General features: G+C 59.3%; 20 protein-coding genes, 1 pseudogene and 1 other annotated feature. Of the genes and pseudogenes, 10 read left to right on the forward strand and 11 right to left on the reverse strand.

Features of this window, described 5'->3' with window-relative positions; genetic code table 11:
* Both CHU93_RS17375 and CHU93_RS17380 read right to left on the reverse strand, forming a co-directional pair.
* Positions 1–126 (reverse strand): nucleotide-binding protein (locus CHU93_RS17375; protein WP_133064447.1); only part of this gene is annotated, 126 nt, incomplete at its 3' end.
* A gap of 538 nt (positions 127–664) precedes the next feature.
* Positions 665–1,786 (reverse strand): hypothetical protein, encoded by a 1,122-nt coding sequence (locus CHU93_RS17380; RefSeq protein ID WP_165768790.1) that lies wholly within the window; start codon positions 1,784–1,786, stop codon positions 665–667.
* 301 nt (positions 1,787–2,087) lie between these two features.
* Positions 2,088–2,202, forward strand: a sequence feature (AL1L pseudoknot).
* Between CHU93_RS17380 and CHU93_RS18075 the strand changes: the two are divergent.
* Positions 2,097–3,038, forward strand: a pseudogene (locus CHU93_RS18075) (IS3 family transposase); the annotation flags it as partial. It overlaps the preceding feature by 106 nt.
* A gap of 69 nt (positions 3,039–3,107) precedes the next feature.
* Here the strand turns inward: CHU93_RS18075 and CHU93_RS16680 are convergent.
* The 3 genes from CHU93_RS16680 to CHU93_RS16690 are packed head-to-tail and all read right to left on the reverse strand — an operon-like array spanning position 3,108 to position 7,274.
* Positions 3,108–4,547 carry a response regulator gene (locus CHU93_RS16680; RefSeq protein WP_094475273.1) on the reverse strand — a complete coding sequence of 480 codons (1,440 nt, stop codon included), beginning with the start codon at positions 4,545–4,547 and terminating at the stop codon, positions 3,108–3,110.
* Entirely contained in the window at positions 4,547–5,434 is an 888-nt protein-coding gene (locus tag CHU93_RS16685) for a sensor histidine kinase (protein ID WP_094475274.1), read from the reverse strand. Before CHU93_RS16685 ends, CHU93_RS16680 begins: the two co-directional genes overlap by 1 nt.
* Positions 5,424–7,274 carry an AAA family ATPase gene (locus tag CHU93_RS16690; protein WP_133064451.1) on the reverse strand — a complete coding sequence of 617 codons (1,851 nt, stop codon included), beginning with the start codon at positions 7,272–7,274 and terminating at the stop codon, positions 5,424–5,426. The genes CHU93_RS16685 and CHU93_RS16690 overlap by 11 nt, the downstream gene beginning before the upstream one ends.
* Before the next feature lie 255 nt (positions 7,275–7,529).
* Here CHU93_RS16690 and CHU93_RS16695 point away from each other — a divergent pair, with 255 nt between their 5' ends.
* The 6 genes from CHU93_RS16695 to CHU93_RS16720 all read left to right on the forward strand — a co-directional run bounded on the left by CHU93_RS16695 (position 7,530) and on the right by CHU93_RS16720 (position 17,597).
* Complete coding sequence (locus tag CHU93_RS16695; protein WP_094475276.1) at positions 7,530–10,670, forward strand: DEAD/DEAH box helicase; 3,141 nt, start codon at positions 7,530–7,532, stop codon at positions 10,668–10,670.
* Positions 10,671–10,676: 6 nt separating this feature from the next.
* Positions 10,677–11,423: a DUF4391 domain-containing protein gene (locus tag CHU93_RS16700; protein WP_094475277.1), complete on the forward strand. Its 747-nt coding sequence runs from the start codon at positions 10,677–10,679 to the stop codon at positions 11,421–11,423.
* Between the two features lie 11 nt (positions 11,424–11,434).
* On the forward strand, positions 11,435–12,109 hold the full coding sequence (locus tag CHU93_RS16705; RefSeq protein ID WP_094475278.1) for a hypothetical protein: 675 nt from the start codon (positions 11,435–11,437) through the stop codon (positions 12,107–12,109).
* Between the two features lie 66 nt (positions 12,110–12,175).
* Positions 12,176–12,604, forward strand: a complete 429-nt coding sequence (locus CHU93_RS16710) for a hypothetical protein (protein WP_094475279.1) — start codon at positions 12,176–12,178, stop codon at positions 12,602–12,604.
* A complete protein-coding gene (locus CHU93_RS16715) occupies positions 12,604–14,634 on the forward strand; it encodes a site-specific DNA-methyltransferase (RefSeq protein ID WP_207759308.1) in 2,031 nt (676 codons plus the stop codon). The genes CHU93_RS16710 and CHU93_RS16715 overlap by 1 nt, the downstream gene beginning before the upstream one ends.
* Positions 14,631–17,597: a restriction endonuclease gene (locus CHU93_RS16720; protein WP_094475280.1), complete on the forward strand. Its 2,967-nt coding sequence runs from the start codon at positions 14,631–14,633 to the stop codon at positions 17,595–17,597. Before CHU93_RS16715 ends, CHU93_RS16720 begins: the two co-directional genes overlap by 4 nt.
* A gap of 10 nt (positions 17,598–17,607) precedes the next feature.
* Here CHU93_RS16720 and CHU93_RS16725 read toward each other — a convergent pair whose 3' ends face one another.
* The 4 genes from CHU93_RS16725 to CHU93_RS16740 form a co-directional block, all read right to left on the reverse strand.
* Positions 17,608–18,234 carry a hypothetical protein gene (locus CHU93_RS16725; protein WP_094475281.1) on the reverse strand — a complete coding sequence of 209 codons (627 nt, stop codon included), beginning with the start codon at positions 18,232–18,234 and terminating at the stop codon, positions 17,608–17,610.
* Between the two features lie 2 nt (positions 18,235–18,236).
* Positions 18,237–18,551: a hypothetical protein gene (locus CHU93_RS16730; RefSeq protein ID WP_094475282.1), complete on the reverse strand. Its 315-nt coding sequence runs from the start codon at positions 18,549–18,551 to the stop codon at positions 18,237–18,239.
* Positions 18,552–18,985: 434 nt separating this feature from the next.
* On the reverse strand, positions 18,986–20,449 hold the full coding sequence (locus CHU93_RS16735) for a relaxase/mobilization nuclease domain-containing protein (protein WP_094475283.1): 1,464 nt from the start codon (positions 20,447–20,449) through the stop codon (positions 18,986–18,988).
* Positions 20,446–20,757 (reverse strand): plasmid mobilization protein, encoded by a 312-nt coding sequence (locus CHU93_RS16740; RefSeq protein WP_094475284.1) that lies wholly within the window; start codon positions 20,755–20,757, stop codon positions 20,446–20,448. The genes CHU93_RS16735 and CHU93_RS16740 overlap by 4 nt, the downstream gene beginning before the upstream one ends.
* A 242-nt stretch (positions 20,758–20,999) precedes the next feature.
* Between CHU93_RS16740 and CHU93_RS16745 the strand changes: the two genes are divergently transcribed.
* Genes CHU93_RS16745 through CHU93_RS16755 form a run of 3 tightly spaced genes read left to right on the forward strand, consistent with a single transcriptional unit; the run spans position 21,000 to position 22,748 of the window.
* Positions 21,000–21,380, forward strand: coding sequence for a hypothetical protein (locus CHU93_RS16745; protein WP_094475285.1), 381 nt, complete (start codon positions 21,000–21,002; stop codon positions 21,378–21,380).
* A gap of 2 nt (positions 21,381–21,382) precedes the next feature.
* Complete coding sequence (locus tag CHU93_RS16750; protein ID WP_133064452.1) at positions 21,383–22,093, forward strand: hypothetical protein; 711 nt, start codon at positions 21,383–21,385, stop codon at positions 22,091–22,093.
* Complete coding sequence (locus tag CHU93_RS16755; RefSeq protein ID WP_094475287.1) at positions 22,086–22,748, forward strand: hypothetical protein; 663 nt, start codon at positions 22,086–22,088, stop codon at positions 22,746–22,748. Before CHU93_RS16750 ends, CHU93_RS16755 begins: the two co-directional genes overlap by 8 nt.
* Positions 22,749–22,876: 128 nt before the next feature.
* Here CHU93_RS16755 and CHU93_RS17390 read toward each other — a convergent pair whose 3' ends face one another.
* Positions 22,877–23,185, reverse strand: a complete 309-nt coding sequence (locus tag CHU93_RS17390; protein ID WP_133064453.1) for a hypothetical protein — start codon at positions 23,183–23,185, stop codon at positions 22,877–22,879.
* A 204-nt stretch (positions 23,186–23,389) separates the two neighbouring features.
* The coding region (locus CHU93_RS16765) for a hypothetical protein (protein ID WP_207759309.1) at positions 23,390–25,559 on the reverse strand (2,170 nt) is incomplete at its 5' end.

Below are 25,559 nucleotides of genomic sequence, written 5' to 3' on the forward strand. Positions count from 1 at the left end.
ATTCCAGCTCAAAACGGCCCAGGAAACGGGAAGCAGGTCAGCGGCGCTCGCAGCGGTGGACAGGTGAACGGCCAAGGTCGTTTTGCCCGAGCCGCCCTCTTGGCTCACGATGGCGATGGTCGGCATGGTCTCGCCCTATTTGCGGAATTGAATGCAATACTCGACGATGGCGAATCTGGCCCCGCTCGAGTCCGCTTGAAGCTTTTGCATCTCGCGCACACGACACTCATCCTCAGAGCGATAGCCAAAAATGCTGGCCCCGCCCAAATGGCCCACCGCTACCCCCGCCGCAAACGCCGCTCCGGCGACGAGCACCAAGCTGCCTCTCATCACACCCCCACGTTCGCATGTTAACACGATTACGTGATAACATGATAATGGCCGGCGATGATGTATCTGTCACCACTGTCGGGAATGAACAAACGAGCGCAGCGCCATCGGTTGTACGCTGTTGCGATGACCAGGACCGATCAGGCCCTCCACATAACCTGGGTACATCCAGGGCACGGCGCCGATCACCCAACTCTGCCACAAAAGTCCGAAGCCAATCCGCAAGCTCGCTCCGTCAAACTTCCGTTATAGCCAGCCTCCACAATTCGCGATCCTATGAGTCACTCCAAGCGACTCTTGAGAATCCTAAAAATGCACTTCTGTCAAATTACGTCTAGTATCCCAAGCCATATGATCTTAACTGCCGTTCAATTCGGCGTTGTGTTGCATTATAATTAGCCTCAATCTTTGCCATTTTTGCTTCATAGATTTGTTTATTTTTCAATGAATCCTCCATTATCTGCCGCCCTAGAACGCATATGCCGACATTTGTTCTTCCTTCAATAAGTGATGATGTAAGAAAAACGACGTACTCTTTGTTAGCATATTCAATCCTATCTTCATCATCAACATGAAATCGGCTAGCCCTTGTAAAGCCAGCTTTCTTTAGTTGATTTTCGTAAAATTCTCGAACTTTATCCGGAGATTCTGAAGAGCCAAACCAGATCGACTTTCCAGAATAATCCGTCGAGTAGCTATCTGCGACACTGATTGAGCATTTGTCTCCAAATTTTCCATCCGGACTGGTCACAACGCTCGTCAAAAAGTTTAAATCCTTAAGGTCCGAAGTTGACATATGGTTCTTATAGTCAACGTCAGTCATTTCTGCCGATGGAATTAAAGGTAAGTTGGCGCTAGCCAGAGCGCTGGAAATCTGCCTTCGCCTTGCTGCGACAGCCTCATCTGCGACTGAAATCGCCTCACGATGATCGATGTAATCGATCACCCGCTTTCTGACAAAGAGTATTGTAGCGCCCGTAATGCAAATGATAGTGAAATAAATGAATAGTTTTTTGTTGAATTTGACGCCATTTTCCTGAATTTTTCGTTTCTCATATTGAATATTTTCAAGTTGATCAGCATAGCCAAGCCCTTGCTCCAAACTTGAAAATGACTCTCCGCCAACAACATATCGATCTAATATATCATTTTTGATTATGTTGTATTTCTGTGCTAACCAAAGCTTATAGCGCTCATTTGACAAATCTCGATTTCCATCAAATATAGCTGAAACAGGAATTCGGCCTGAATTCTCCGAATTCAATAATGCAACCACAACAAGACCAATTGGCCCAAGAAAAAAGCCAAATAAAAATCCAGTGCTTTCACGAACTCCTTTATTTCTAGCTATAAACGAACCAATAAATCCGCATGTAAGACTGGATATCAGAATAGCAAGTAGCAACATTATTGTGCCCACCTCGGCTTTTCCGTGCTTTGATTGTGTACCAAGCAACGGCGTGTCCTAAACGTCCCACTGGGTATATTAGGCTGAATCAACATTCAAGTACTACAAGCTGATTGCTGCTGGCTCGAGCCCGCGGGAAGTGGACTCATTACGGGTTGCACCAGATGCGAGCGTAGATGAGTTTGACGGCCGCGAGTTAGTTTTCCGGGCGCTTATCATAGCGGGTTGGGACACAACGGAAGTGCGTAATACGACTGATCAAGCGCTCGATAAGATTGCGCTGTCGGTGGAGCCAGCCAAAGAAGGCGAAGCGCTGCTTGCGGTTGGAGCGCGCCGGGATGTTGGCCCAGGCATTCTTTGCCATGGCGGAGCTCGACCGCCCGTTGAAGTGATGATCGCGTTCATCGACGAACACCGCGCCGTTCGTGGAGGCGAGCCGATCTGCAGGCTGTTGCCGATCGCCACGTCTACCTAACATGCGCATGTTGCCAAGCGCGATGATCCAACCGGGCTGTCCGACAAAGCGCGGCGGGACGCCGCGCTCAGGAACGAAGAGCGTCGCATGTTGGATGCCAACTTCCGTGTCTATGGTGTCCGCAAGATCTGGCATCAGCTTCCACGTGAAGGTTTCGATGTTGCACGCCGCGCGGTTGCCCCGCTGATGCGAACGATGGCGCGGGCGGACGTGATTCGGGGCAAGCCGGTACGCACCACGATCTGCGGTCGCTCGGCGCCATGCCCGCTGGACCGGGTCAATCGGCAGTCCCACACGCCCGCACCTGACATGCTCTGGGTCTCGGAGTCGGCTTCGCCGCCCTTCGGTCCACGTACGTCTTGACCGGCGCAGGGTTCGTCTATGGGACGTTCGTCATCGACACGTTCGCCCGCCGCATCGTGGGCTGGCGAGGATAACTCACCGCGCATGCAGGCTTGGTCCTGGATGCGCCGGAACAGGCACTCCATGCGCGCCGGCCTCATCCATCACTCCGATCACGGTAGCAAGTATCTCTCGATCCGTTACACTAAACGGCTTGCCGAGGCCGGGATCGCGCCATCGGTCGGTAGCGTCGGCGACAGCTATGACAACGCTTTGGCCGAGACGATCAACGGCCTTTACAAGGCCGAGGTCATCCATCAACGCGGCCAGTGGCGGTCGTTTGAAGCCGTTTAATTCGCCACGCTGGGATGGGGCGACTGGTTCAATCACCGCCGACTGCTCGAACCCATCGGCAACATCCCGTCCGCAGAAGCAGAGGAACGTTGCTATGGCATGATCAACGGAGCGGCTATCACCGCGTGACTCAAACCAAATAGGCTCCGACAAACCCGGCGCGGTTCACACCTCGAACATGAACCTGGCGCTCAAAGGCTACGCAGGATCGGCAGCCCCGCCTAACAAGCGCGCAACGCATCCCCGGATAATGGCCCTTGCAAGAGTCTTGTCCGTATCAGCGTATTTCAATTGCCGCAGGGCATAGCTGTAGCCGACTGCCCAGACTTCGCGCTCCGAGCCAGCGATCTCCAACGCCCAGGTCCGACACGCTCGAAGATAGGCATCGTAGGGGGAGCCAGCGCAAAACTGATCGATGTCGGTCCAGTTTATCGCTTGATCCTCAGACGGCCATCCCGCGCGGCCTGGTGCGTCCCGGTGGAATATCGTGCTCAGTTCCAAGGCGACGGGGTCGAGCGACGCGAGCGAACGCCCGATCTCGGGATAGTCGATGACCATAGGGCGGGCGACATCGTCGAAAAGCACATTAGCGCAGTGTAGATCGCAGTGTTGGACGCAGCGCGCGACCTCGATCTCGATGGCTTCGACCGGTCCTAACTCGAAGCCGACCAATTCATTGCCGAGGCCCTGGAGAACGACGTCGCTGACTAAGCTGCGTCGGATCGTGGAGACACGCAGCCTTTCGCTCTGTCGTGCGCCGTGCCAGGTGGCCTGGTCGGCGCGAAGCTTGACCGGTACAGCTGCACTGGCTGCCGGATCATCGTCAAGCAAATCGAACAGGTTTCTGACCTCGGTGCCCACCACCCCATAGAAGATGCCTGCATATTGCCCGGCACCAAGCCCAATCTGAGCAGTCATCTGAGGAAAGGAGCCGGGCGCCAGCTTCACGACCTCAGCATGATATTTGCCCCGCTCGACCTCGATTTCGTCAAAAGTTCCGACCTTGGCGACGGAAGTGATTTGCGGCGCTCCAGCCCCATTGAACACCGTCACTCGCAAGACTCTTGCCCCGGAAAGACCGCCGGCCAACGAGCGTATCTCGATCTTCGAGCCGCCATACCTGCGTCCGAACAACTTGAGTAGGCGGATTTCATCCGCGCTGAGATTGATGGGTGTGCCCGCATACTCTAGGTGGATTTGATCTGTCTGCTGGACATCGGCCCGAAACGCGCGGACTGCCGCGACGCACTTGGTCATCTTGTCCTTCCAGAATACCTGATGGACAGGGTCGTCGCGGCCACAGCAATGAATGTCACCGCGTCGGCCGTGGTCCCTCAACATCTCAACGGCAAAATCAGCATCGACCGTGCCGGTGAGGAACCAGACCGAGGTGCCGGGCTTCCGTTCGGCGATCGTCTGGAATACCGCCCAACCATGATCTTGATGATCGTCGAGAAAGTCGTCTTCGGTAGGAATGCGGCGATCGAGGATCACGACATCGAAAGATTCCTGCTCGAGCGCGCCTAGTGCCCCGGCCTTACTCCGCTTCCAGATGACCTCGCAGCCGTCGATTGCGATAATCGCCTTCTCGATTGACGCCGCGAAGTCGACCTTGTCCTCGACCAGCAGAATGCGCATCAGATGATTGCCTTCGGCCAGCGCATCTCGAAACGTACCCCGCGCTCAGCGGGGATCAAACGCACGCTGCCGCCGAGCGAGATCAGCGCCTGCTGAGCGGTAGCCAATCCCATCCCGAGATGCCCGGCCTTGGTCGTTGAACCGATCTCGAAAGCCCGCGTGACATTGCCGCGAAACCCGACGCCGGCGTCGACGATTGCGATCCAGACGTCCTTGTCCGTGATCCCCCAATTGACGGTGATTTCGGGAAAGCTCCCTTCCTCTACATCCAGGGCAACCGTTGCGTCGATGGCATTGCGCAGGCCGTTTGCGAACCCAAGGCACACCAGCCCCTTGTCGGCCTCGACGGTGCATTCCTGCGGCCCAGCACGCAGGACACTGACAGGGCCGTGACCGACCTCCTCCTCGATCCACTCATAGATGCAGTGGTTGAGCGAAAACTCTTCAATCTTCGGGGCGCTTGCGGCACGGCGCAATCGTGCCAAGCCGGCGACGAGTGCCTCCATCCGATCGAGCCCACGTTTGGTATCTGAGCCCTCAAAGTTGGGCACTTCAGTCTCCGCCGACAAGCGCAGTGTGCCTAGAATGGGTTCGATCTCATGGATGATCTGTTTGGCGGTCGTTTCGAGTGCTTCTGAGTATATCGCCGCTGTCTGGTCGGGAGAAACATCGGTCCGCTCCGGCACGGCACGGCGGGCTTCTGTCGGTTTAATGCGCTGGAGCGCACGCCGAAGGGCACTGGCAATCCACGCCACTGTCTCGACGGCAAGCGCCTTTTCGATCAGTTCTGACTGGCTATCCTGGGCATGGTCGGCGAGGTATCGCGCGGCATCGAGTCGCTCACGCGGGTCCGTCGAACCTAACTTGCGGACAGGATCAAGTGCCACTGGCGATACTTTCGGCATAGAAAGCTGCTCGCCGCTGGAACGCCTCCCTACCGCCTTCCATGATATTCGTGATGGCGTTCACGACCTCGGTTTCTTCCAGGGCACCGGCGACCTGAACGAAGCAGCGATCTCCATCGGATTCAAGGTGCGCTACCCAATCCGCGCCGCCGAGCACGGGGATATTGGGATTGTGGGTTGCGATGATCGTTTGGGCGGAACCGCTGCGCGCGCGGATCGCCTGGACGAGCGTGCCCACCACAAAGGCGTTGTCGAGATGGTCCTCAGGTTGATCGAGAACGATGATGCGTTCGTTTTGCTGAAGAATGATCGGCAGGACGGCGGTGCAGCGCTGGCCCATCGACAGAAAATCTGTTGTCTTGAAGCTGGTGCCGTCGAGCAGCTCGATCACGACCTCGTCGCCGACCTCAGTTACGAGCAGTTCGGTTCCTGCGTCTCCGCGCAGCGCTTCAGCGAGACGATGCGCACGCTCCTCGCTGATCTCCAGCGCCGACCCGATCGCGTTTGCATCTGCCTTTTCCGCCAGGATCGCGATCTCCTGCGGGCTGAAGGTCTCCACGATCCGGTCGGCCAGCTCACGATAGCGCAGACCGCTCCCGCGCAGGGCGCCGTTCAGCACGCTGACATAGGAGCGGTAATCTGCCAGCGGCTTGACCGTGACACGGATTGCCGGTGCCAGCGCGGTCGTGAGCTTCGCTGCAATCTGGTGACGGCTGTGCGTAAACGCCAGGGTCTGCGCGTGCATCTCGTCGAGCGCCGTCTGCCGTTGATGGCTCACGCGATCAATCCGTTCGATCCGCTCAGCCCTGAGCGCCTCCAACGAGTTGAGCGCGGCGATTTCCTGACTCAGCTCGGCGATCTGCCGATCGAGGATGCTTGCGCCTTTCTGCTGCTCCTCGATTTTCTGACGGACCTCGCGGCCTTGTGCTTCGACCGCCGATTTCTCGCGTTGTGCCGTTTGTCGAAGCGTTTCCAGCTCTGCCGTTATCCTGCGATATTCGGCGATGGCGGTCGCCAGGGTCTGATTGACCGCGGCAAGACGATTTCGGTGTGGTTCGAGCTGGTCAGGCGTCGCTGCCTCGGTCGGCCATACCTCGATCGTCGGCGGGCGATTGACCATGAGTTCAAGTTCGTCCGTCCAGTCGCCGAGCCTGACGGCGGATCGCTCGATCGAGGCGGCACGAACATTGGCCGCGCTGGCGAGCGGCATTAGCATATCGAGCTGGCGCCGAAGCGAATCAAGTTCGGCGCTTCTGGCTCGTTGCGCCGCCCCCTGTTGCCGAAGCTCGGCCAGTTTGGCGTGGAGCTTGGGTAAGGCGAGCAACTTCTCGGAGATGTCGTCGATCTCGACGAGCAGGCTGCGGATTTCGCTGGAGGTCGATTTGATCCGCGAGTGCAGCGGGCCCTGCTTCGCCGCGGCCGCGCCCCTCCCCGAGACGAAGGTATCGACCAATCGAATCCGGGATTGCGAGCGCGCGCCGATCTGCTCGACCTCCTTCTGGGAGAAGACGAGAGGGGGTGTGACCTCAAAAGGGCAATTGTCGCTCTCATCGGTCGCTATGCGCGACACTTCGAGGCGGTCTTTTCCGTCGGTAAGAGTGATGGTGATCTTTCCGTCCCCGAGCACGCCCAGGGCGTGCTCGAGTGCGTCTTTGGCGATGGCGTCTGACGAGGGGGGCGCTCCAAGGCAAAAGCGAATGAGCTCGATGATCGAACTCTTACCGGTGCCACGGCCGCCGATGAGAACATTCAGGCCGGGACATAGCTGCTGAAGGAATCCATCGAGAGTGCCCCCTTCGATCCTGATAGACTCAATCCACACTCCCGGATGCCCCTCCTGCCTTGATTGCCTCTCCACCGATCCACGCGCACCGATTTAGCGTTCTATCGCCGTTCCGCACAGCTATTTTGTTCAGGAAGGAGCGCACATCAGCCGGTCAGCCCGGTTCACCCCGCATCCCAAGGTTTAGAGGTGCCAATTCGGCTTAAAGACGCATGCTGCATTCAATCGTCGGATCAGCCCGCTCTGTTTCGGGAGGGCTTGTCAGATTCATACACAATCAGTGATGCTGGCGGCATGAGGATCGTGACAAATTCGCCGGGCGACCGGCCCATCGATTTGCTGAGCAATGCGATGGCAACAGGTACCCGCCTCCAGCTTGCGACTCACAATTTGACGTTAGGGGGCTTAGCCGCTGCGGTTCCTGAATCGGGGCTTGGTATAAGCGTTGAACTCCTCGTCTCCGGTGACTTGCAACCATACACTCAATTGCCCGGAGCGTTTGAGGAGCGCCGAGCCAGAAACGGATTGCGGTCGCGCAAGCTCGCGGACGTCTCATTGAATGCACTGACTTCCGCTGGATCGGTGCGCGCAGCCAAGCTTCCTCTGGCACAGTCATGGATCATCGCAACGGGCGAAGCCGACATTGCCATGGCCGGTTCCTGCTCGTTGACGCTGGGCGGTCTCGGGCTGGTCCCCGAAACGGCAATCGGAATGGTGACCTTGGCTGATGACCCTTCGGAGGTCGGCTACTTCAAGTCGATGTTTGCGAGCCATTGGCATGGAGCCAAGCCAGCAGACAGTCTGATTCTGGCGCTCTCCGATTTTGCCGGCAGGCAGGCAGTCCCTCGCGTTTATGCTCAATCGCTTCGGACCCTTTTTCGTGAGATCGCCGAGACGGACCCCACGACGACGGTGAAAGCCGCCACCGGCATTCGCCAGACCCGAATTTGGTCGAAGCTGTATCGCTTTCAGCGAGATGGCGTGATTGGCGCGATCGAAAAGCTGGAGAGGTTTGGCGGTTGCATCCTGGCTGACTCGGTCGGTTTGGGCAAAACCTTCGAGGCGCTGGCGGTCATCAAATACTTCGAACTGCGCAACGACCGCGTGCTCGTACTCGCGCCAAAGCGGCTGCGCGAGAACTGGACCATCTGGCGACAGAACGACACCCGCAATGACCTCGCTGTCGATCGGTTCAACTATGACGTGCTCAACCACACTGATCTGTCGCGCGACGGCGGTCTATCGGGCGATATCGACCTCGATCACATCAACTGGGGCAACTACGACCTGGTCGTGATCGACGAGAGCCACAATTTCCGAAACAGGCCCACCGGTGCCGAGCATGACAGCCGTTACGATCGGTTAATGCGAAAGATCATCCAGACGGGTGTTCGCACCAGAGTGCTCATGCTTTCGGCAACCCCGGTCAACAATCGCCTGAACGACCTAAAAAACCAGATCGCGTTCGCAACTGAAGGCAAGGATGACGCCCTGGCCGGCCACGGCATCTCCAGCATCACGGCAACGGTTCGTCTGGCACAAAGCCAGTTCAACAAATGGCAGGCCCTCACTGACGAGCGGCGTTCATCCGAGCGGCTGCTTGATATGCTTGGGTTTGACTACTTCCGGCTGCTGGACCTGCTGACCATTGCCCGTTCACGTAAGCATATCGAGAAGTACTACGGCACTGACGAGACAGGAAGATTTCCTGATAAGCGGACGCCCATCAACATATATGCGGACACGGATACGACGGGCGCATTCCCGCCTATCGGCGACATCAACAAAGAAATCCGACGCCTGACGCTGGCCGCCTATGCCCCGATGAAATACGTCCTCGACAGCAAGCGCGAGGCGTATGAGCGGCGCTACAGCCAGGCGGTGTCAGGCAAGGGCACCTTCCTTCAGTCAGACCGCGAAGAGAGCCTGGTTGGCCTCATGCGCGTCAATCTCTTGAAGCGCATGGAGTCGTCGATCCATTCGTTTGTCCTAACCATCGAACGGCAGCTGGCCGAGGTCGATGCCCTCATCAAACGGATCGACGCCCACGATGACACCTTTGAGGCGCCCAGCATCGAAGACCTGGATGATGATGACCCGCTGGTCGATGAGGTTGGTATCGGCAAGCGGGTCAAGCTGCTGCTGGCAGATGCTGATCTGCCGCGATGGTTGCAGGATCTGCACCATGACCGTCAACGCCTGCTCTCGCTGTTGGCAAAGGCCAGGCCGATCACCGCTGCCCGGGATGCGAAACTGGCCAAGCTGAAGGAGCACATCGCCCAGAAGCGGCGCGAGCCGTTCAACGCGGGCAATGGCAAACTGCTGATCTTCACCGCCTTCGCGGATACGGCACGCTATCTCTACGACGCTCTGGCAGAGGAGTATCCAGCCCAACTCGCTCTGGTGACGGGTTCGGGCGCCAACAAGACAAACGTGCCCGGCATTGCATCTGATCTGGCCAGCCTGTTGGACGCTTTTTCACCCGGTTCTCGTGGCGGCAGGACAGATCGGCAGATCGACATCATTATCGCCACCGACTGCATCAGCGAAGGCCAGAACCTGCAAGACTGCGACACGGTGGTGAACTACGACATCCACTGGAACCCGGTTCGCATCGTCCAACGCTTTGGTCGCGTCGATCGTCTTGGCTCCCGCAACGCCGCTGTGCAGTTGGTGAACTTCTGGCCCAACATGGACCTCGACGCCTACATCGGCCTGCAAAAGACCGTGTCAGGCCGCATGAAGCTGCTCGACGTGTCTGCGACGGGCGAGGAAAACATCATCGAGGTCGAACCCGGTGATCGGATGAACGATCTTGATTACCGGCGGCGCCAGCTGGAAGCCCTGCAATCCCGCGCCATCGACCTCGAGGATCTGAACAGCGGCGTGTCGATCACCGACATGACGCTGAACGACCTGCGCATGGACTTCACCCAGCTTCCCGAACAGCTGCGCGATGCGCCGGCGATTCCGGGGATCTATGCCCCGATCCCGGCCTCAGAGGATTTTCCACCCGGTGCCTTGTTCATCCTCCGCGCTGAAACCGAGGCCGCCCTGGCGACACTCGATCCGGCCGATCCGCTGCGCCCCCACGCGCTGGTGTACATCGGGATGGACGAGGTTGTGGTGGTCCCCCACAGCAATCCGAAAAAATCGTTGGACCTGCTGCGCTTGGCCGCCTCTCTGCCCGAGGCGACCGTGCAGGAAGCTTGGGCCCGGTTTGATCGGGCAACCCACAATGGCGATCGCATGGGCACCTGGACCAACCTGCTGGAACGGGCGGTGGCGGCCGTTGGCGGCAAGGCCGAAGAACGGGCGATCGATGCCCTGTTCAGCCGCGGCGGGGCTGGAGTTGCCGGCGGCGGCGATCTCGACGATTGGGAGGTGGTCGCCTGGTTGGCCATCCTGCCACCGCCGCAACCGCGCGATGGCTGAGCGATCATGGCCAGCGATCTTGTTGCTGCGATCATAAACGCCTTCGGCCTGCCTCCAGAGGCCCGTGTGGATCGGCGCATCGCCAAGACGGTGCTGATCGATCATGGCGCCACCCGGAAGGCCGATGCAAAGCTGGTCGACGAAGGCATTGCACGCCTTGACTGGCTGGCCGAGCTGTCAACGCCCACCATCGCCATAACCGCCAATCCGCCAACAGTGCCGGCCATCAACATCCTTGCTCTCACGCTCAATGGGACAGCCAAAGCCCGGTTGGTCGAGATCATCCACCGGGCTATTCCTGCGCCGATCATGCTGATCACGGCCGGTGACGCGGTCACCATCAGCCTGGCTACCCGGCACATCGGTGAGGATGGGCGCACGCTGGCCCTTGGCCCCATGATTGCCAGCCCGACCTTGACGGCAGACGCCCAATCTCGGGCTTTCATTGCCAGCTTGGCTATGGTGGCACTGCCCCGCACAGATCTGGCTGCGCTTTATGATGGGCTGATTGAACGGGTGGAGGCCTTCAATGCTGCCCGCATCACTGGCGGCGCGTTCCGCCTGCTGGCCTCCAGCGAAGCGGCCGCCGCGCGTCGGCAGGCCTTGGCCGATTGGCGGCTGGCTGACGCAGAATGGCAATCGGCCGCCCGGGCGGCGAAAGCGGAAAAGCGCTTGCGCGAAGCCGTGGCATTGGGTGAAAAAGCCCGTGTTTTGAAGCAGAAGCGCGATTCTGTTTCCAACTTGTTGGCGTAGGAGGTGGGGCGTTGGGCAAGGGCAGCTATTTCGGTGGCGGCACACTCATTCGCCCTTGGGATTATAGCTGGTTTGGCACCGGTCGCCGAACGCGTTCAGTCCGAACCAATGGGGCCGCCAACAACACTGCGACCCCGCAACCGTCCAAGGCCAAAGCACCGGGCGCCAAGCCGCCAAAGCCGGCAAAGGCGAAGAAGAAGCCCGCCAGCGTCACCAACCGCCCGCTTGACCCGGTGCAGGAAGCCGGCCTTGCCTTGCTGCGCACAGCTGACAAGCCCAAGGCTATTTCCCGTCTTGAAAAGGTGATGCTGGATCGGCTGAAGCCGCAATCAGCGCCGCCCTCGCCCAAGAAGCAACAGCAAAAGGCGGCACCAACGCCGACGCCTGCCCTTGACGATGACGAACCTTATGGCAGCGTGCAGGCGCTGGACCGGGCACTTGATGCGGCGCTGGCCATGGCCGGTGTTGCCAAACAGCGGGCGGCGTGGCCGGCATCATCCAAGCCGCGCACTCCAACACCACGCGAGACCAAAAGCGCCCAATTGGCAGCAGAGGCGCGAGCGGAAGCGGCAAGAAAGCTGGCTCAAGCGATCAGGAGAGAAAAGGCCTTGGCGCGGGCAGCACTGCCGGTGAAGCGCGCGGCTGCCAGCAAAGATCACGTGAATGATGACCCTGTCGAGCAATGAAGTCGGTCCCGGCAGCGCATCGTCAGAAAAATGGTGGTTGGCAAATTCTCATCTAGGGAGGGGCATGTGGGCAAAGGCGATTATCTCGGCGGCGGCACCATCATTGGCCCGCACACGCCTGACTGGTTTGGCCATGGTAATGATGACGGAATGGAAGACGAGGCCCCGGCTCAGCCAGTCGAACGGCCAAAGCCGCTGACGCAGGCCGAAATGCATGCATTGGTGGTCAAACCCGATCACAAGGGCCCTCTCACCCGCAATCAGCGGCGGAAACTCTCCCAACTTCGCAAGCGAAACCGCGCCCTGAAGCAGCCTGCGGAGGAAAAGCCATTGAAGCGCGATCTGACAACGAAGGAAGCTGCCGAGCTCACCACCTTGCGCCAGGTGGTGAAGCTGTCCCAACAGGCGCATGACAAAGCGAAATTGCAGCTTAAAGCTGATCGCCAAGCCCTTAACAAACGACTGGCCGAATTGGGCCAGCCACTGGAAGACTGATGATGACGGATATGACCCTGCCCCCCGCCACCGATGATGCCGCCGGCAGCGGCGATGTGGCGGCCGAGAATCTGGCGCGGCTGAAGGCGCTGTTTCCGCAGATCGTGCGCGATGGCCGGATTGATGTGGAGATACTGCGCCAGCTGGTGGGCGAAGCGGTGGAAACCGGCGAGGAACGCTATGGCCTGAACTGGAAGGGCAAAGCCGCCGCCCGCGCCCACGCCCTCACCCCCAGCCAGGGCACGCTGCGCCCGGCCAAGGCCGACAGCGTGGATTGGGACAGCACCCAGAACATCATGATCGAGGGCGACAATCTGGAGGTGCTGAAGCTTCTGCGGCGTAGCTACGCGGGCAAGGTCAAGCTGATTTACATCGATCCGCCCTATAACACGGGGAACGATTTCGTTTATCCCGACGACTATTCCTATAGTTTGCGAAATTACCAACAACTGACTGGTCAGTTTAGCGCCGATGGAGTTGCGCTAACGACCAACAAAGAGTCCAGCGGGCGGTTCCATACCGACTGGCTAAACATGATGTATCCAAGATTGATGCTTGTAAGAGAACTGCTCAGGGACGATGGAATCATCTCAATATTTATTGATGATACTGAACTTGCAAATCTTTATAAACTTATGGCTGAAATTTTCGGAGAAGAAAATTTCGTTGGATGTCTTGTATTTGAAAGAAACAGAAAAAATGATGCGAAATATTTCTCAATTGGCCACGATTATGCCGTTATTTGTTTCAAGTCGGAGATCGAACTAAAGAAATTGGATACTCGGTTCCGTGGCCTAAAGTCAGGAGTTGAGGAATTAAAGGCCTTCTTTGATCGATTGGTTGGCGAATACGGTGATGACTGGGAAGCGATAAGGGGCGAGCTGCTGGCGTTCTATGAAACCATTCCCGCCGAGGACCCACGAGAGCCTTTGACGCGCTTCAGAAAGGTGGATGCAAAAGGGCCGTTTAGAGACGACGGAAACATCAATTGGCCCGGCGGCGGAGGCCCTACGTATGAAGTTTTACACCCCGAAACGCGCAGACCGGTAAAACTCCCTACCAGTGGTTGGCGCTATCCAACTCCGGAACGATTTTGGGAAGAGGTGGACAAGGGAAGGATTGTATTCGGCCCAGATGAAACTACCGTCCCTCGTGTAAGAACCAATATATTTGAAAATAAAGATCAGGTCATGGGCAGCGTATTTTTTAGTTACGCCCAGTCCTCTACCAATGAACTGACAAATTTATTTGAAGGACGCCGCGTTTTTGATAACCCTAAATCTATTTCCGATGCTAAGTCATTTATTTCTTATGTGACTGAACCTGACGATATAGTGCTCGACTGTTTCGCTGGTTCCGGCACTACAGGTCATGCTGTTTTAGCTCAAAATGCCGTCGATGGTGGTAACCGCCGTTATATCCTCGTTCAAATTCCTGAACCTCTTGACTCATCAAAGTCCGAGCAAAAGGTCGCTGTGGAGTTTTGCGATTCCATCGGCAAGCCGCGTAATATCGCCGAACTGACCAAGGAACGCTTGCGTCGCGCCGGATCAAAGCTCAAGGCCGAGCACCCCGGCAAGGACTTCGACGCCGGCTTCCGCGTCTACAAGCTGGCCACGTCGAATCTGCGCCCTTGGCAGCCCGATGGCGACGATCTGGCCGGCAGTCTGCTGGACGCGGTGGACAATGTGTTGGCCGGTCGCAGCGAGGATGATCTGCTGGTCGAGCTGATGCTGAAGACTGGCATCGATCTCGCCATGCCAAGCGAAGCCCGCACCATTGCCGGCCAGACCGTGCACAGCTTTGGCGGTGGCGCGCTTATGGTGTGCCTGGGCACGATTGCTGACGCCAAGGCCGAGGAACTGGCCCTGGGCATCGCCGCCTGGCGCGCCGAGCTGGCGCCCGCCGGCCAGACCGCCTTCTGGTTCAAGGACAGTGGCTTTGCCTCGGCCGCCGCCAAGGCCAATGTCGCCGCCATCCTGCGCCAGCGCATTAATGACAAGCTGATCTCTAGGATCGCCGCGCTGTGAAGTTTCTGTTTGAAGCCGATCTGCCCCACCAGCAAGGCGCCATAGAGGCGGTATGTGACCTATTCGACGGCCAGGTGCCGGAATCCAGCGTGTTCACCGTCGCGCCGCCCGCCAAGGAGTGGCAACTACCGCTAGGGGACAGCAAGTTGGGCTATGGCAACCGGCTGACGTTGGATCCCGACACAGACATTCTTGAAAATCTGCAGCGGGTTCAGGCCGCAAATGCCCTACCTATCTCTACCAAACTGTCGTCCAAAGACATGGATTTCACCGTGGAAATGGAGACCGGCACCGGCAAGACCTATGTCTATTTGCGCACCATCTTCGAGCTGAACCGGCGATACGGCTTCACCAAATTCGTGATCGTCGTCCCCAGCGTCGCCATCCGCGAAGGCGTAAAGAAGAGCATCGAGCAGACCGCCGACCACTTCCGCGCGCTCTTTGACGGCGTGCCCTTCCAGCATTTTGTATATGACAGCGGCGATCTGGCCCGTGTCCGCGATTTCGCCACCGCCAACAGCATCCGGGTGATGATCGCCACCATCCAATCGCTGGGCACGAAATCAGCCGTGTTCCAACAGGCGCGCGAGCAGACGCTGGACATACCGGCGGTGGAATGGGTGGCTGATTGCCGGCCGATCATCATCATCGATGAGCCGCAATCGGTGGACGCCAACCCCGATGGCGCCGGCGCCAAGATCCTGAAGCTGATGAAGCCGATGGCGCGCCTGCGCTATTCCGCGACCCATGTGCGGCAATTCCACCAAGTCTATCGCCTGGATGCCTTCGACGCCCATGAACAGGGCCTGGTGAAGAGCATCGCGGTGGACGGAGCCAGCATCAAGGATGCCGACAACAGCCCCTATGTGAAGCTGCTGGAGGTGGAAGCCCGCAAGGGCCATGTGCCGCGCGCCCGGCTGGAGATTTCGGCGCAGCAGGCGGCCAGTGTCACCCGCAAGGCGGTGTGGGCACATGATGGCGATGAATTGCTGGAATTGTCGGGCAATCGCACGGTTTACGCCGGGATGCGGGTGGGCGACATCGATGCGCGCCAGGGCGGCTCAGTCCAGATCATCTCCCCAGGCAAGACCGAAACACTCTCGACCGGCGCCTCGATTAACGATGTCGATGCGATGAGCGTGCAGCGCGCCATGGTGCGCCAGACGATCGAGCACCACTTCCGCCGCGAGTTGGCCAACCGCCCGCTCGGGATCAAGACGCTAAGCCTGTTCTTCATCGGTCAGGTACCGGATTATCGCCGCTATGCCGAGGATGGTACGGCGCAGCCCGGCCCGCTCGTGGCGATCTTTGAAGAGGAATATGCCAAGCTGGCGGCCAAACCGGAGTTTGCCAGCCTGTTTGCCAAGGTGCCGGCCGACGCAAAGGCCGCCCATGAAGGCTATTTCGCGATGGACAAGCAGCGGCGCTTCATCGAGCCGACGCTGAACGCTGCGGGTGAGCTATCGAACCAGACCAGTCGCGACGCCGCCGAGCGTGCCTTCGACCTGATCATGAAGGACAAGGAAAAGCTGCTCGACGAAGCCGAGCCGCTGCGCTTCATCTTCTCCCACTCTGCCCTGCGTGAAGGGTGGGACAATCCCAACGTGTTCCAGATCTGCGTGTTGCGCTCGATGGGCACGGAACGCCAGCGCCGCCAATCCATCGGCCGCGGCCTACGCCTGGCCGTGGACCAGCATGGCGTGCGTCGCCGCGACGAAGGGATCAACCGGCTGACCGTCGTATCGGACGAGGACTTCAACAGCTTTGCCGACGGCCTGCAGAAGGAGATCGAGCAGGACCTCGGCGTGAAGATGGGGGTTGTTTCCCAGAGCCTGTTCGCTGGCCTGCAATACCCCATGCCCGATGGCAGCATCGGCAAGCTGAGTGTGGCGGAGTCTGACAGCGTGTTCGTTGCCCTGCGCGCTGCCGGCATGGTTGAGAAGGACGGCAAGGTGAACGAGCGTCTGAAGGAGGCGCTCCGGTCCGGCACTGTGCCGCTGCCTGCCAGCTTACCCGAAGCCGCCCAGAAGGTGATCCGCAGCCGGCTGATGCGCCTGACCCGCAAGATCAAGATCACCGACGCCAGCAAGACCGGTGCCACGAAGCTTAACCTCGCCATCCTGGACAGCCACGAATTCAAGGAATTGTGGAAACGGATCAGCGCCAAGACGACCTATCGCTTGTCGTTTGACGATGCGACGCTGATCGCCGCCGGCACCAAGGCGATTGCCGAAATGCCACCGCCGGGTGAAGCGCGGATCACATTCACCGAAGCCAATCTGGAGGTGACGCGGGAAGGCGTGATGGCGGACGTGCAGAACACCTCCATTCCCCGCAAACTGCAAACGCAGAAGCTGCCGGTGCCGGATCTGCTCACCGAGCTGATGAACCGCACTGATCTGCCGCGGCGGGTGCTGGCCAAGATGCTGATCGATTCCGGCCGGTTGGACGAGGCTTCGATCAACCCGACCGCCTTTATGGATGCGATCACCAGCTGCATCAAGGCCGCAAAGCTGAAGGTGCTGGCCGAGGGCGTACAATACCGTCGTATCGAGGATGAGGCCTGGAGCCAGGAGCTGTTCCACCCGGAAACCGAGCTTGATCCGTCTCGCATGATCGAGGTCGCCAAGGCGCCGCTGAGCCACATCGTTTTCGACTCTGAAACCGTCGAGAAGCAGCTGGCCGCGGACATGGACAAGAGCGCCGCGGTCAAGGTGTTTGCCAAGCTGCCCAAGGCATTCACCATCCCGACACCCCTGGGCACGTACAACCCGGATTGGGCCATCGTGAGGGAACATGAGGACGAAAAGATCGTCTATCTGGTGTGCGAAACCAAGGGTGACCTCAACAACCTGCGCGATGAGGAACGGGCCAAAATTGATTGTGGAAAGGCGCACTTCAAAGAGCTGGCAGCCAAGTTCATCACCGCGACATCATTGGATGGTGTGCTGGCTGCAAGCTGATCGAGCTGTGTCAGCGCGCGTTGAACGATGACCACGCCCTCCACATGGCTCGCTGGCACCCCCGGTAGACAATGGCGGGGACAAATTTGCCCAGCCCGCGTGGTCCCACCGCCCGGGCTGAGATCACAACATGGACGTGATAGTCGCCCTTGCCGGCGACTCGGATTGGATCGTGCGCAACAAGGTGGGCTGGCGTTTGCAGTTTCTGGACGATCTCCTCCTCGATGAAGCGTCTCACGGTGCGAAACGGGACATGTTGGCTGGTCGCCTCTGGGAACCAGAAGGTCGGCCCTCCCCACAGATGTTGAACCGGCGACAGCACGTCCTTTTGCAGCGTGGGCCAGAAGGCTTCGGCGTCGGCCAGATGGCTTGGGCAGATATCGGGGACCAGGAAGATGTCCTCGACGAAATCTTCCCGCGGGACGGCATGGGTCAAAGGGGCGCCGATCAATCCGGGCGTATTCATCCGCAGCTGCCGTCGCAGCCATGCGGTAACATCGTGTCCTTCCGCGTCGGGCGCTCGCCGCATGATGTCGTACCCGAAATCACGGAACACCCCATCTGGGTCGGTGACGAGCCGCGGGTCATGCTTGCGCGCGGGCTTGCCATAGGAGGGGCTGTTGCCAATCCACGCCATTGTCATGCCATCTTCGAAGTTGGATGGTGCCGCGAAGCCCGCAGGAGGATGTCCCGCCGCACATGGATCAGCTCTTCGCGGAACATCAGCGCCCGCAGACTGACAATTCCTGCCGGAGCATTCAGTTTGCATGTGACGATGTCGGCCCCCTCAATGCGCAGGAGCAAATCCATCGAGGGGAATGCGAAGCTCGTCCGGCCCACGTCATCAATTTGCGGGATGGCGACGCCGGACAAGCCCGGGTGGTCTTTCACCAGGATCTCGGTGCGGATCCACGATGGGTCGCTCAGTGAGCCACCCGCGTTGAGCAGGATCACATGCTGACCGGTAGCACGGTGCACCCCCGCAACCAGGCTTTCGGTTGTACAGACCCCGCAGCATTCGGGGCAGCGCCGGTCGGGTTGGCACGCGACGTAAAGCCCAAAGCTTGGTGGATGATCCACGTGTCCGATTGCTCCGATGGCCCACTCGCCTCGATGACTGAGCGACGACAGCAAACCGGCCACAATCAGTGGTGGCGGTCGTGAAGCCGATGACCCCGTCCCGTTAATCATCTGTGCAAGAGCCAGTGCGGCCGCAGGGTCGACCTCGTGTGGCACTGGTGCTGGGTGTTCCATTATGGTGGTCCTTGTTCGCAGGGCTACCGGGAACCACAGCGCCTGCTATCCTACCCGAAGAGCAACGAACCTCATTTCATCACTCTCTTTGTTCCCACCCAAAACCTCCGTCCTTGTGAAAATCTGAAAGCCACTCACCGACCGCGGGAGCGCCGCCGGGCATATTGTCTTGCAAGTTCGGCAGCGTTTACCGGTTCCGCGCTCGCTGGTTCGGCATCACGTGAATGGTGAGCTGGTATCGACGAAGTGACCGAGACCGGACTTCTCGCAGCCATTGAACGTGTAGGTTCTTCAGGGCTCGCGGCCTTGGGCTTCGCGACATCTCGGGTCTTGATGGCCACGGTAGCGCCAACCTTCTGGTCAAGTGCCGTAGGCACCGCGATTTTGGCGGCAGTCTCACGCTGCTTCTTCCATGACTCGAAGTCTGGAAATCTGGGCAAGCTCTTGTGCAGATCCGCCATTGCGTCCCTGTGCGCAGCGGCCAGGACATCACGCTTCTGGCGATGCTCCTCGGCCAGAACCGACACTATCCCTGCCCGGATTCGGCCGAAGCCCGCCCAACTTCCCGCCAGCACCTGGGTGCGCTCGTCCCGTTGCTGCTGCTTCAGACTTGCGATGGCCTTTGCGTGCTGGTGCCGCCGTTCCTTGCGCTTCTGCCTGGCAGCAAACTCATGAGCGAAACGCTGGCGGTGATAGTCGGCCAGGACAGGATCAAGCTCGACCTGGAAGCGCTCATCATCGCCATGACGGTCTTTTCTGTTCCCATCCGCGATGGATGGCGGCGCCGGCTGATATGGCCCAAGCGTGCGCTCGAGAGCAGGGAAGCAGAGTTCCCGACTGATCGAGGAGGCTTTCACCGCTACATTGCCTACCCAAACCAGCGCCCCGCGACCCGGCTCAACCTGCAACCGCATGCCTGCATCTGCGAGGCCAATATGCAGCTCCTGCCATGAGCTGGCCCCCGCCATGAGCGGTTTGGCGCGCTCGATCGCAATTCGCTGAGCCGAGGCGAGCCCGGTCTTGGCCTCGTACCGGCGGGCCCCGGTCGTCAACCTGTAAGCGTCAGGATGAGCCGTCCGTGAAATCGGCCTGCCGTCCAGGATCTCAAACTTTGCGTTCCGCTCTGGCTCGAAGCTCAAGGCAGATTCCACTTCTGCAACCGCGCATTGCAGGGCGTTGCGGGTAAACCCCTTGTTGATTTCGATTGGGCGGCCCGTGAGCGGATTCACGCGGTTCACGATCATGTGCAAGTGCCAATTGTCCGTGTCGCGGTGCAACGCATAGAGGCACTGATGGGCAGCAAGCCCGAGAGATTGCAGAAGCCTTTTGACGGCAGCATCACATTGCGCGTTCGTAGGACGCTCGTGAACGGGCCACGACAACACAAGATGCATCAACGGGTCGACTGACCGAGTGGCTTCCATGGCCAGAGCGGCCATCTCCGCCATCCGTCCTTTGACAGTTGCACTAAAGAACCCAGTGCCCTCGCAGTACACTGCGGTTTCGGTGTCTAACCGTGCAACGTAGGTCCCCAGTGATGTGGCCCTGCCAGACTTGGATTGCCGTGTTCGCCTGTTGACGATTTCCTTGGCGATCATTGCTTTGCCACCTTGTCGATCGCGGCGCCGATACGACGAAGCAGGAGCGGCACCGCATTCGATCCGGCGTCAGGCTGTGGTGGAAACCTGTCCAGTGCAACAGCCAGCGAGCGCAGTTCGCGAACCACCGTGATGCGGTCGTCCACCACGATCTTCCGCCCGAGCGCCCGGCGCCGAACGAGTGCGCTGAGGGTCAAGCCTGCGGCCTGTGCTGCCTCGCGAAGTTCACGACATTCGGCCTCAGTCAGACGCACGTTTACGACGGCGCTGAGCGGCTGCGAACCTCCATCCTCGTTCGCTTCGACCATACAGCTACGCCTCCCAAGCAAATCTACAAACCAAGACTTGATTGTCCTGATCCTTAATGAAGGAACATCGAAGGAACACCTTCAAAAAAATCCAACAGCGAAATTTTACCCTGGGTTTGCGACGTATGACAACACCCATCCTGCCAGTTACGATACGGTCCGTATTGTTTTTTATGAGAAACTTACGCTTGTATAGAGAGATAGCGATAGGGTAAAATTGCTCCGACGAAAGGAGAACCCTGATGGGACGGCAGTTCATCGCGAAGGATGCTGTTACAAAGGCACGTGAAGCCCTGAAAGGCACCAAGGCCAAGGTGGACGTGAAGGTGACCAAGACGGCCGCAGTGCGCAGGCTGGAACCCGAGATCAGGCGGCTCCGGAGCAAAGGTTACTCATTTCAAGATATCGCCGAGATCTTGAAGCAGGCGGAGATCGAGATTTCGCCAGATAGCCTGAAGTCAGCTCTTCAGCGGGCGAAGAAACTGAAGCCGAAGCAGGCCGTTGCCAAAGGGCTGGCGGCGAAAACTGCTTCCGGCGTCAGTTCAGCTGTCGTCCCGGCGGCAACGAAGGAAGGGCCCGGGTCTAACGGGCGGTTTGTTCCGGTAGCAGATCGGAGGGCTTAGTCTTGACCAACAAGAAACGGGCGAGGAGCGGAGTCGTGCATTACTCAGGGGGGCGCAAGGGTGGTGGAGGCAAGAGTTTGGTCTCGATCGCACTTGTCGCCTTGCTCCGTCAAGAAGGACGACAGGTCATTTTAGTGGAGGGCGACGCAGCCAACTCCGAAGCCTACATGGCCTATTGTGGAAGCTCGGACGTGCGATGCGAGCCAATCTTGCTGGATCGTCAAGAGGGCTGGCTCGAGCTCGTCGACCTCATCGAGGCGAACGCTGAGTATGACATTGTGATCAACACTGGCGCTCGTCAGGAGGAAGAGGTTGATACCACACTGCCATTCCTGGTCGAATGCCTGAATTCCCTTGAACGAACTATCCAGGTGTACTGGGCGATGAACCGCCAACAGGATTCGCTGAATCAGATTGGAGCCTTTGCGGATAGGTGGCCCGACGTACCGCTGTATGCCATCCGGAACCTCTATTTTGGTGAGCCGGACGACTTCAAGCCGTTCAATGGGGACCAGGCGCTTATCACAGATCTGCGCAAGCGGGGCGCTGTCGTTGATCTGGCTGTGCTGGCTAAGCGTGTCGTCGACAGGATCTATAACGAACGCCAGCCGCCCCATGTGATCATCGAAGAGGGAGTCGTTGCTGATCGCATCGAAATGCAAAGGTGGCTGAAGCGGGTACGCGAGGCCCTTGGGGATGCCATCAGTGCTTAGCGTTGCCAGGTCCTTCGAGAAGTATCGTGGTCGGCCGCCCGAACGCGCCGAGCTGTTGCGGTTGCTGCGCATTCAGGAAGCGCTTCAGCTGCGGGACGACGATGCGCTTTGGGCGTTCGTGATGCTCTTCGACGAGTATCAGTCGTCCGCAAGCGATCTCCCGGAACGTATCCGAGAGGCAGCGTCACGAGCAGTTGCTGTGACCGAGCAGGCGGCAAGGGCGCAAGTTGCTGTGGCGGTTGCCGGCGCCCAGGAAGAGGCTCTGCGGGCGATGAAGGGTGCGGTGAAGAAGGCCGTCAATGCCGTGACCTGGACGCAGTCGTTTGTATGGGCGATGTTTTTTCTGGTGGTTGTGGCCGTCAATATGGTGGTCGGAGGCTTCTACCTGCAGCGCATTTCGTATGAAGCCGGCGTCCGTGACGCCACAGAAGTTGCTGACGAGAGCAATGCTGCCGCGAAATGGGCGCGGACCGAGCAGGGGCGACGCGCCTATGCATATGCGGCCTCCGGGCAGCTCGACCGATGGATGTATTGCACCCACCCCGGGTTCAAGGTGGAGGGTAAACTCTGCTTCCCTGCGGAGCTTAACAACGGAGCCAAGCTGGGATGGCCGGTCGATCCAGGGCCACCGAGGAAGAGGCGCAAACCAAATTGATATTTTAACTGATCTGCTGTCAATTTCCAGCGTGATAGGCGTCAAGCCTTACCGAGATGACTGCGGCGCACAAGCGTGAGTGAGTGCCAGTGTTTATATTGAATCAGGCATAGAATTGTTGTCACTTGTCAGATGCGCTCATGATACAGCTGGAAGCCCTGTTCCAACCCCATCTTACTGGGTGCGATGTGAGCCGCGAGCCCTGCTGGCACGGTTGATGGCGGTGCTGATGCTATGATGATGTCGTGTGACGATGCAAGCGCGATCCATAGTGCGTATGCGCAGATCGAGGCTTTCACGGCGAGGCGCAGCGGCGATCCGCACGCCATCGGTGAGGACATCACCGAATGGCTCGACGTCGTGTCCATCAGCTTCCGCGTGCTGGTCACCCGCCGTACGCACTCTGCCTGCGCGATTGCGAGGGCGAGGTTGTGCAAGTCCAGGCGCCACCCCAGATCGTGGAATGCGGCCTGCCTTCCGGTTAGCGTCCGCGGTCGTGGTGTAACTTCCTGGTGGAGATGACGGTGCTTTCTGGGGGGGGGCGCCCCAACCTTGGCATCACTCCAAATGGCAGAATGAACCAAACCACGGATTAGCTTAACTTCGCCGCCAAACTGTCCAAAAAGACGAGACCAACCCAGTCAGATGCCGGCCGTCTCTTCCTGGATCAGGCTGCCATCGGCGGCCAGATAGCGGGTGGCGGCGTGCTGAAGCCGATCATCATACACGAACGCCAGCGCGGCAAAGCCAAGTTCAGAGGTGGCCGGCGCGCCCACATCGTCCACGAAGGCCACGCGGTCGACCTGGCGCCGTTCGTTGTAGGTAAAGTGCAGGCCGGGCCCAGGCTTGCCATCGCTGCCCAGCGTGCGGATGGCCATTGGATTGCCGAGCGGATCGACCGTCATCTGCATACATGCAAAACCTTCCGGCCCGGCGGCAGGCCTGCCATCGGCGGCAAAATAGCGTCGCGCAATCTCGTGCCCGCGGGCATCAAGATCACGCGCCACCGCCGCAAAGCCGGCCCGACGGATCGCTTCGCGCCGTTCGGCGCCATGGAGGCCGGCCACAATAAGGTCGCGCCATGGCCCGAACAGGTCCTTCCACGGCGTGCCGTCGGCCCATGTTCCTTCACGGTTTACCGCTTCGCCTTCGATGCCGAACCAGAGCTGTTCGAGGCGGCGGCCGGCATAATCCACCCTCGCCGTCCAGCGGTGATAGCCTTGGACGTCGAGGGTGGGTGCGCCGTCAATGCCGAAGCAGGCGGTGGCGATGGCATGGCCACGCGCGTCGTATGCCTGGGTGAAGCGGGCATATCCGTCTTTGTGCACCACCGGCTGGCCATCGGTGCCAAAACAGCCCGATTCTATGCAATTGCCGCGCGCATCATATGACTTGGTGACGCGGGCATATCCATCCTTGTGCACCACCGGCTGGCCATCGGTGCCAAAAAAGCTCCATTCTATGCAATTGCCGCGCGCATCATATGACTTGGTGACGCGCGCGTAGCCGTCCTTGTGCGATGCCGGCTGGCCATCAGTGTCGAAATAGGCCACCGCAATGCAGTTGCCGCGGGCGTCGTGGACGGATTTGAGACGGGCATAGCCTTCCCTGTGCACCGCCGGCTTGCCGTCGGCGCCGAAATAGGCCCACTCGATGCAATTGCCGCGCGCATCATACGCTTGGGTGACGCGGGCATAGCCATCCTTGACCAGCGTCGGCCGGCCATCGGTGTCAAAGCAGGCCCAGTCGATCCGGTTTCCACGGGCATCAAAGGCGTTGGTGAAGCGGGCAAAGCCGTCGCGGTGCAGGGTTGGCTTGCCGGCAGCGTCGAAATAGGCGAGCTCCACCAGGTTGCCCTGGCCGTCATAGCGGGCATCGGCGCGGGCCCAGCCTGCGATCGACGGGGCAAGCTGGCCGTCGAAAGCGCGGCTTTCCATGCGAATGCAGTTGCCGCGTTCATCGAACTGCTGGTCAAAGCCGAACGTGCCATCGTCCAGCATGGCCGGTTCGCCGTTCAAATCGAAACAGCGGCTGGACAGCGGGTTGCCGCGCGCGTCGTAGTTGACCACCAGCCGTGCATGGCCATCGGTATGCATGGTCAAGCGGTCGTCGGTGTCAAACCATGCCCCCGCGATGAAATTCCCCCGCTCATCGAAGTCATAGGTGCAGCGGGCATAGCCGGCCCTGTTGAGAACTGGCTGGCCATCAAGGCCGAAGCAGCGTTCCTCGATACAATTGCCCCAGTCATCGAAGGCGGCCGTGAACCGGGCATAGCCATCCTTGTGGAGCGTGGGTTGTCCATCGCTGCACAGGTAGACGGTGGCCAGGCGATTGCCATGGGCATCGACCGTCCAGCGCTGTTCGGCGAACAGATCGGCGCACAGCACGGGCTGGCCATCATCGCCCAAAAAGCTTTCGGAGGCCGGATCGCCGTTGGCATCGTGGCGCACCGTGTGAAAGCGGACGCCGTTGCGCTGGGTGATTGGGCTGCCATCAGCATCCAGCGCCCATTCGCGGATCACCTGCCCGGCGGCATTGTGGGCCTGGCCCTGGCCATAATGGCCCAGTGCATCCTGCCCCGGCGTGTCGAAGGCGTCGCGGCAGAAGCGGCGGCTGATGGCAAAGCCGTTGGCATCGTGCACAAGACGGTGTCGCACGATGAAGGTGCGCGCGCTGGCCAGCGGATCGTGCCGGGCGATGGCAAAGCCCAGCCCGCTGAGGCCACCGCCCATGGCGCTGGCGCGATTGTCTTCCTGCGCGAAGTCGACGGTGCTGCCATCCATGCTGAAGCGTTCCACCAGCGTCACCACT

Origin of the sequence: Sandarakinorhabdus cyanobacteriorum, from assembly GCF_002251755.1 — a bacterium.
Taxonomy (GTDB): domain Bacteria; phylum Pseudomonadota; class Alphaproteobacteria; order Sphingomonadales; family Sphingomonadaceae; genus Sandarakinorhabdus; species Sandarakinorhabdus cyanobacteriorum.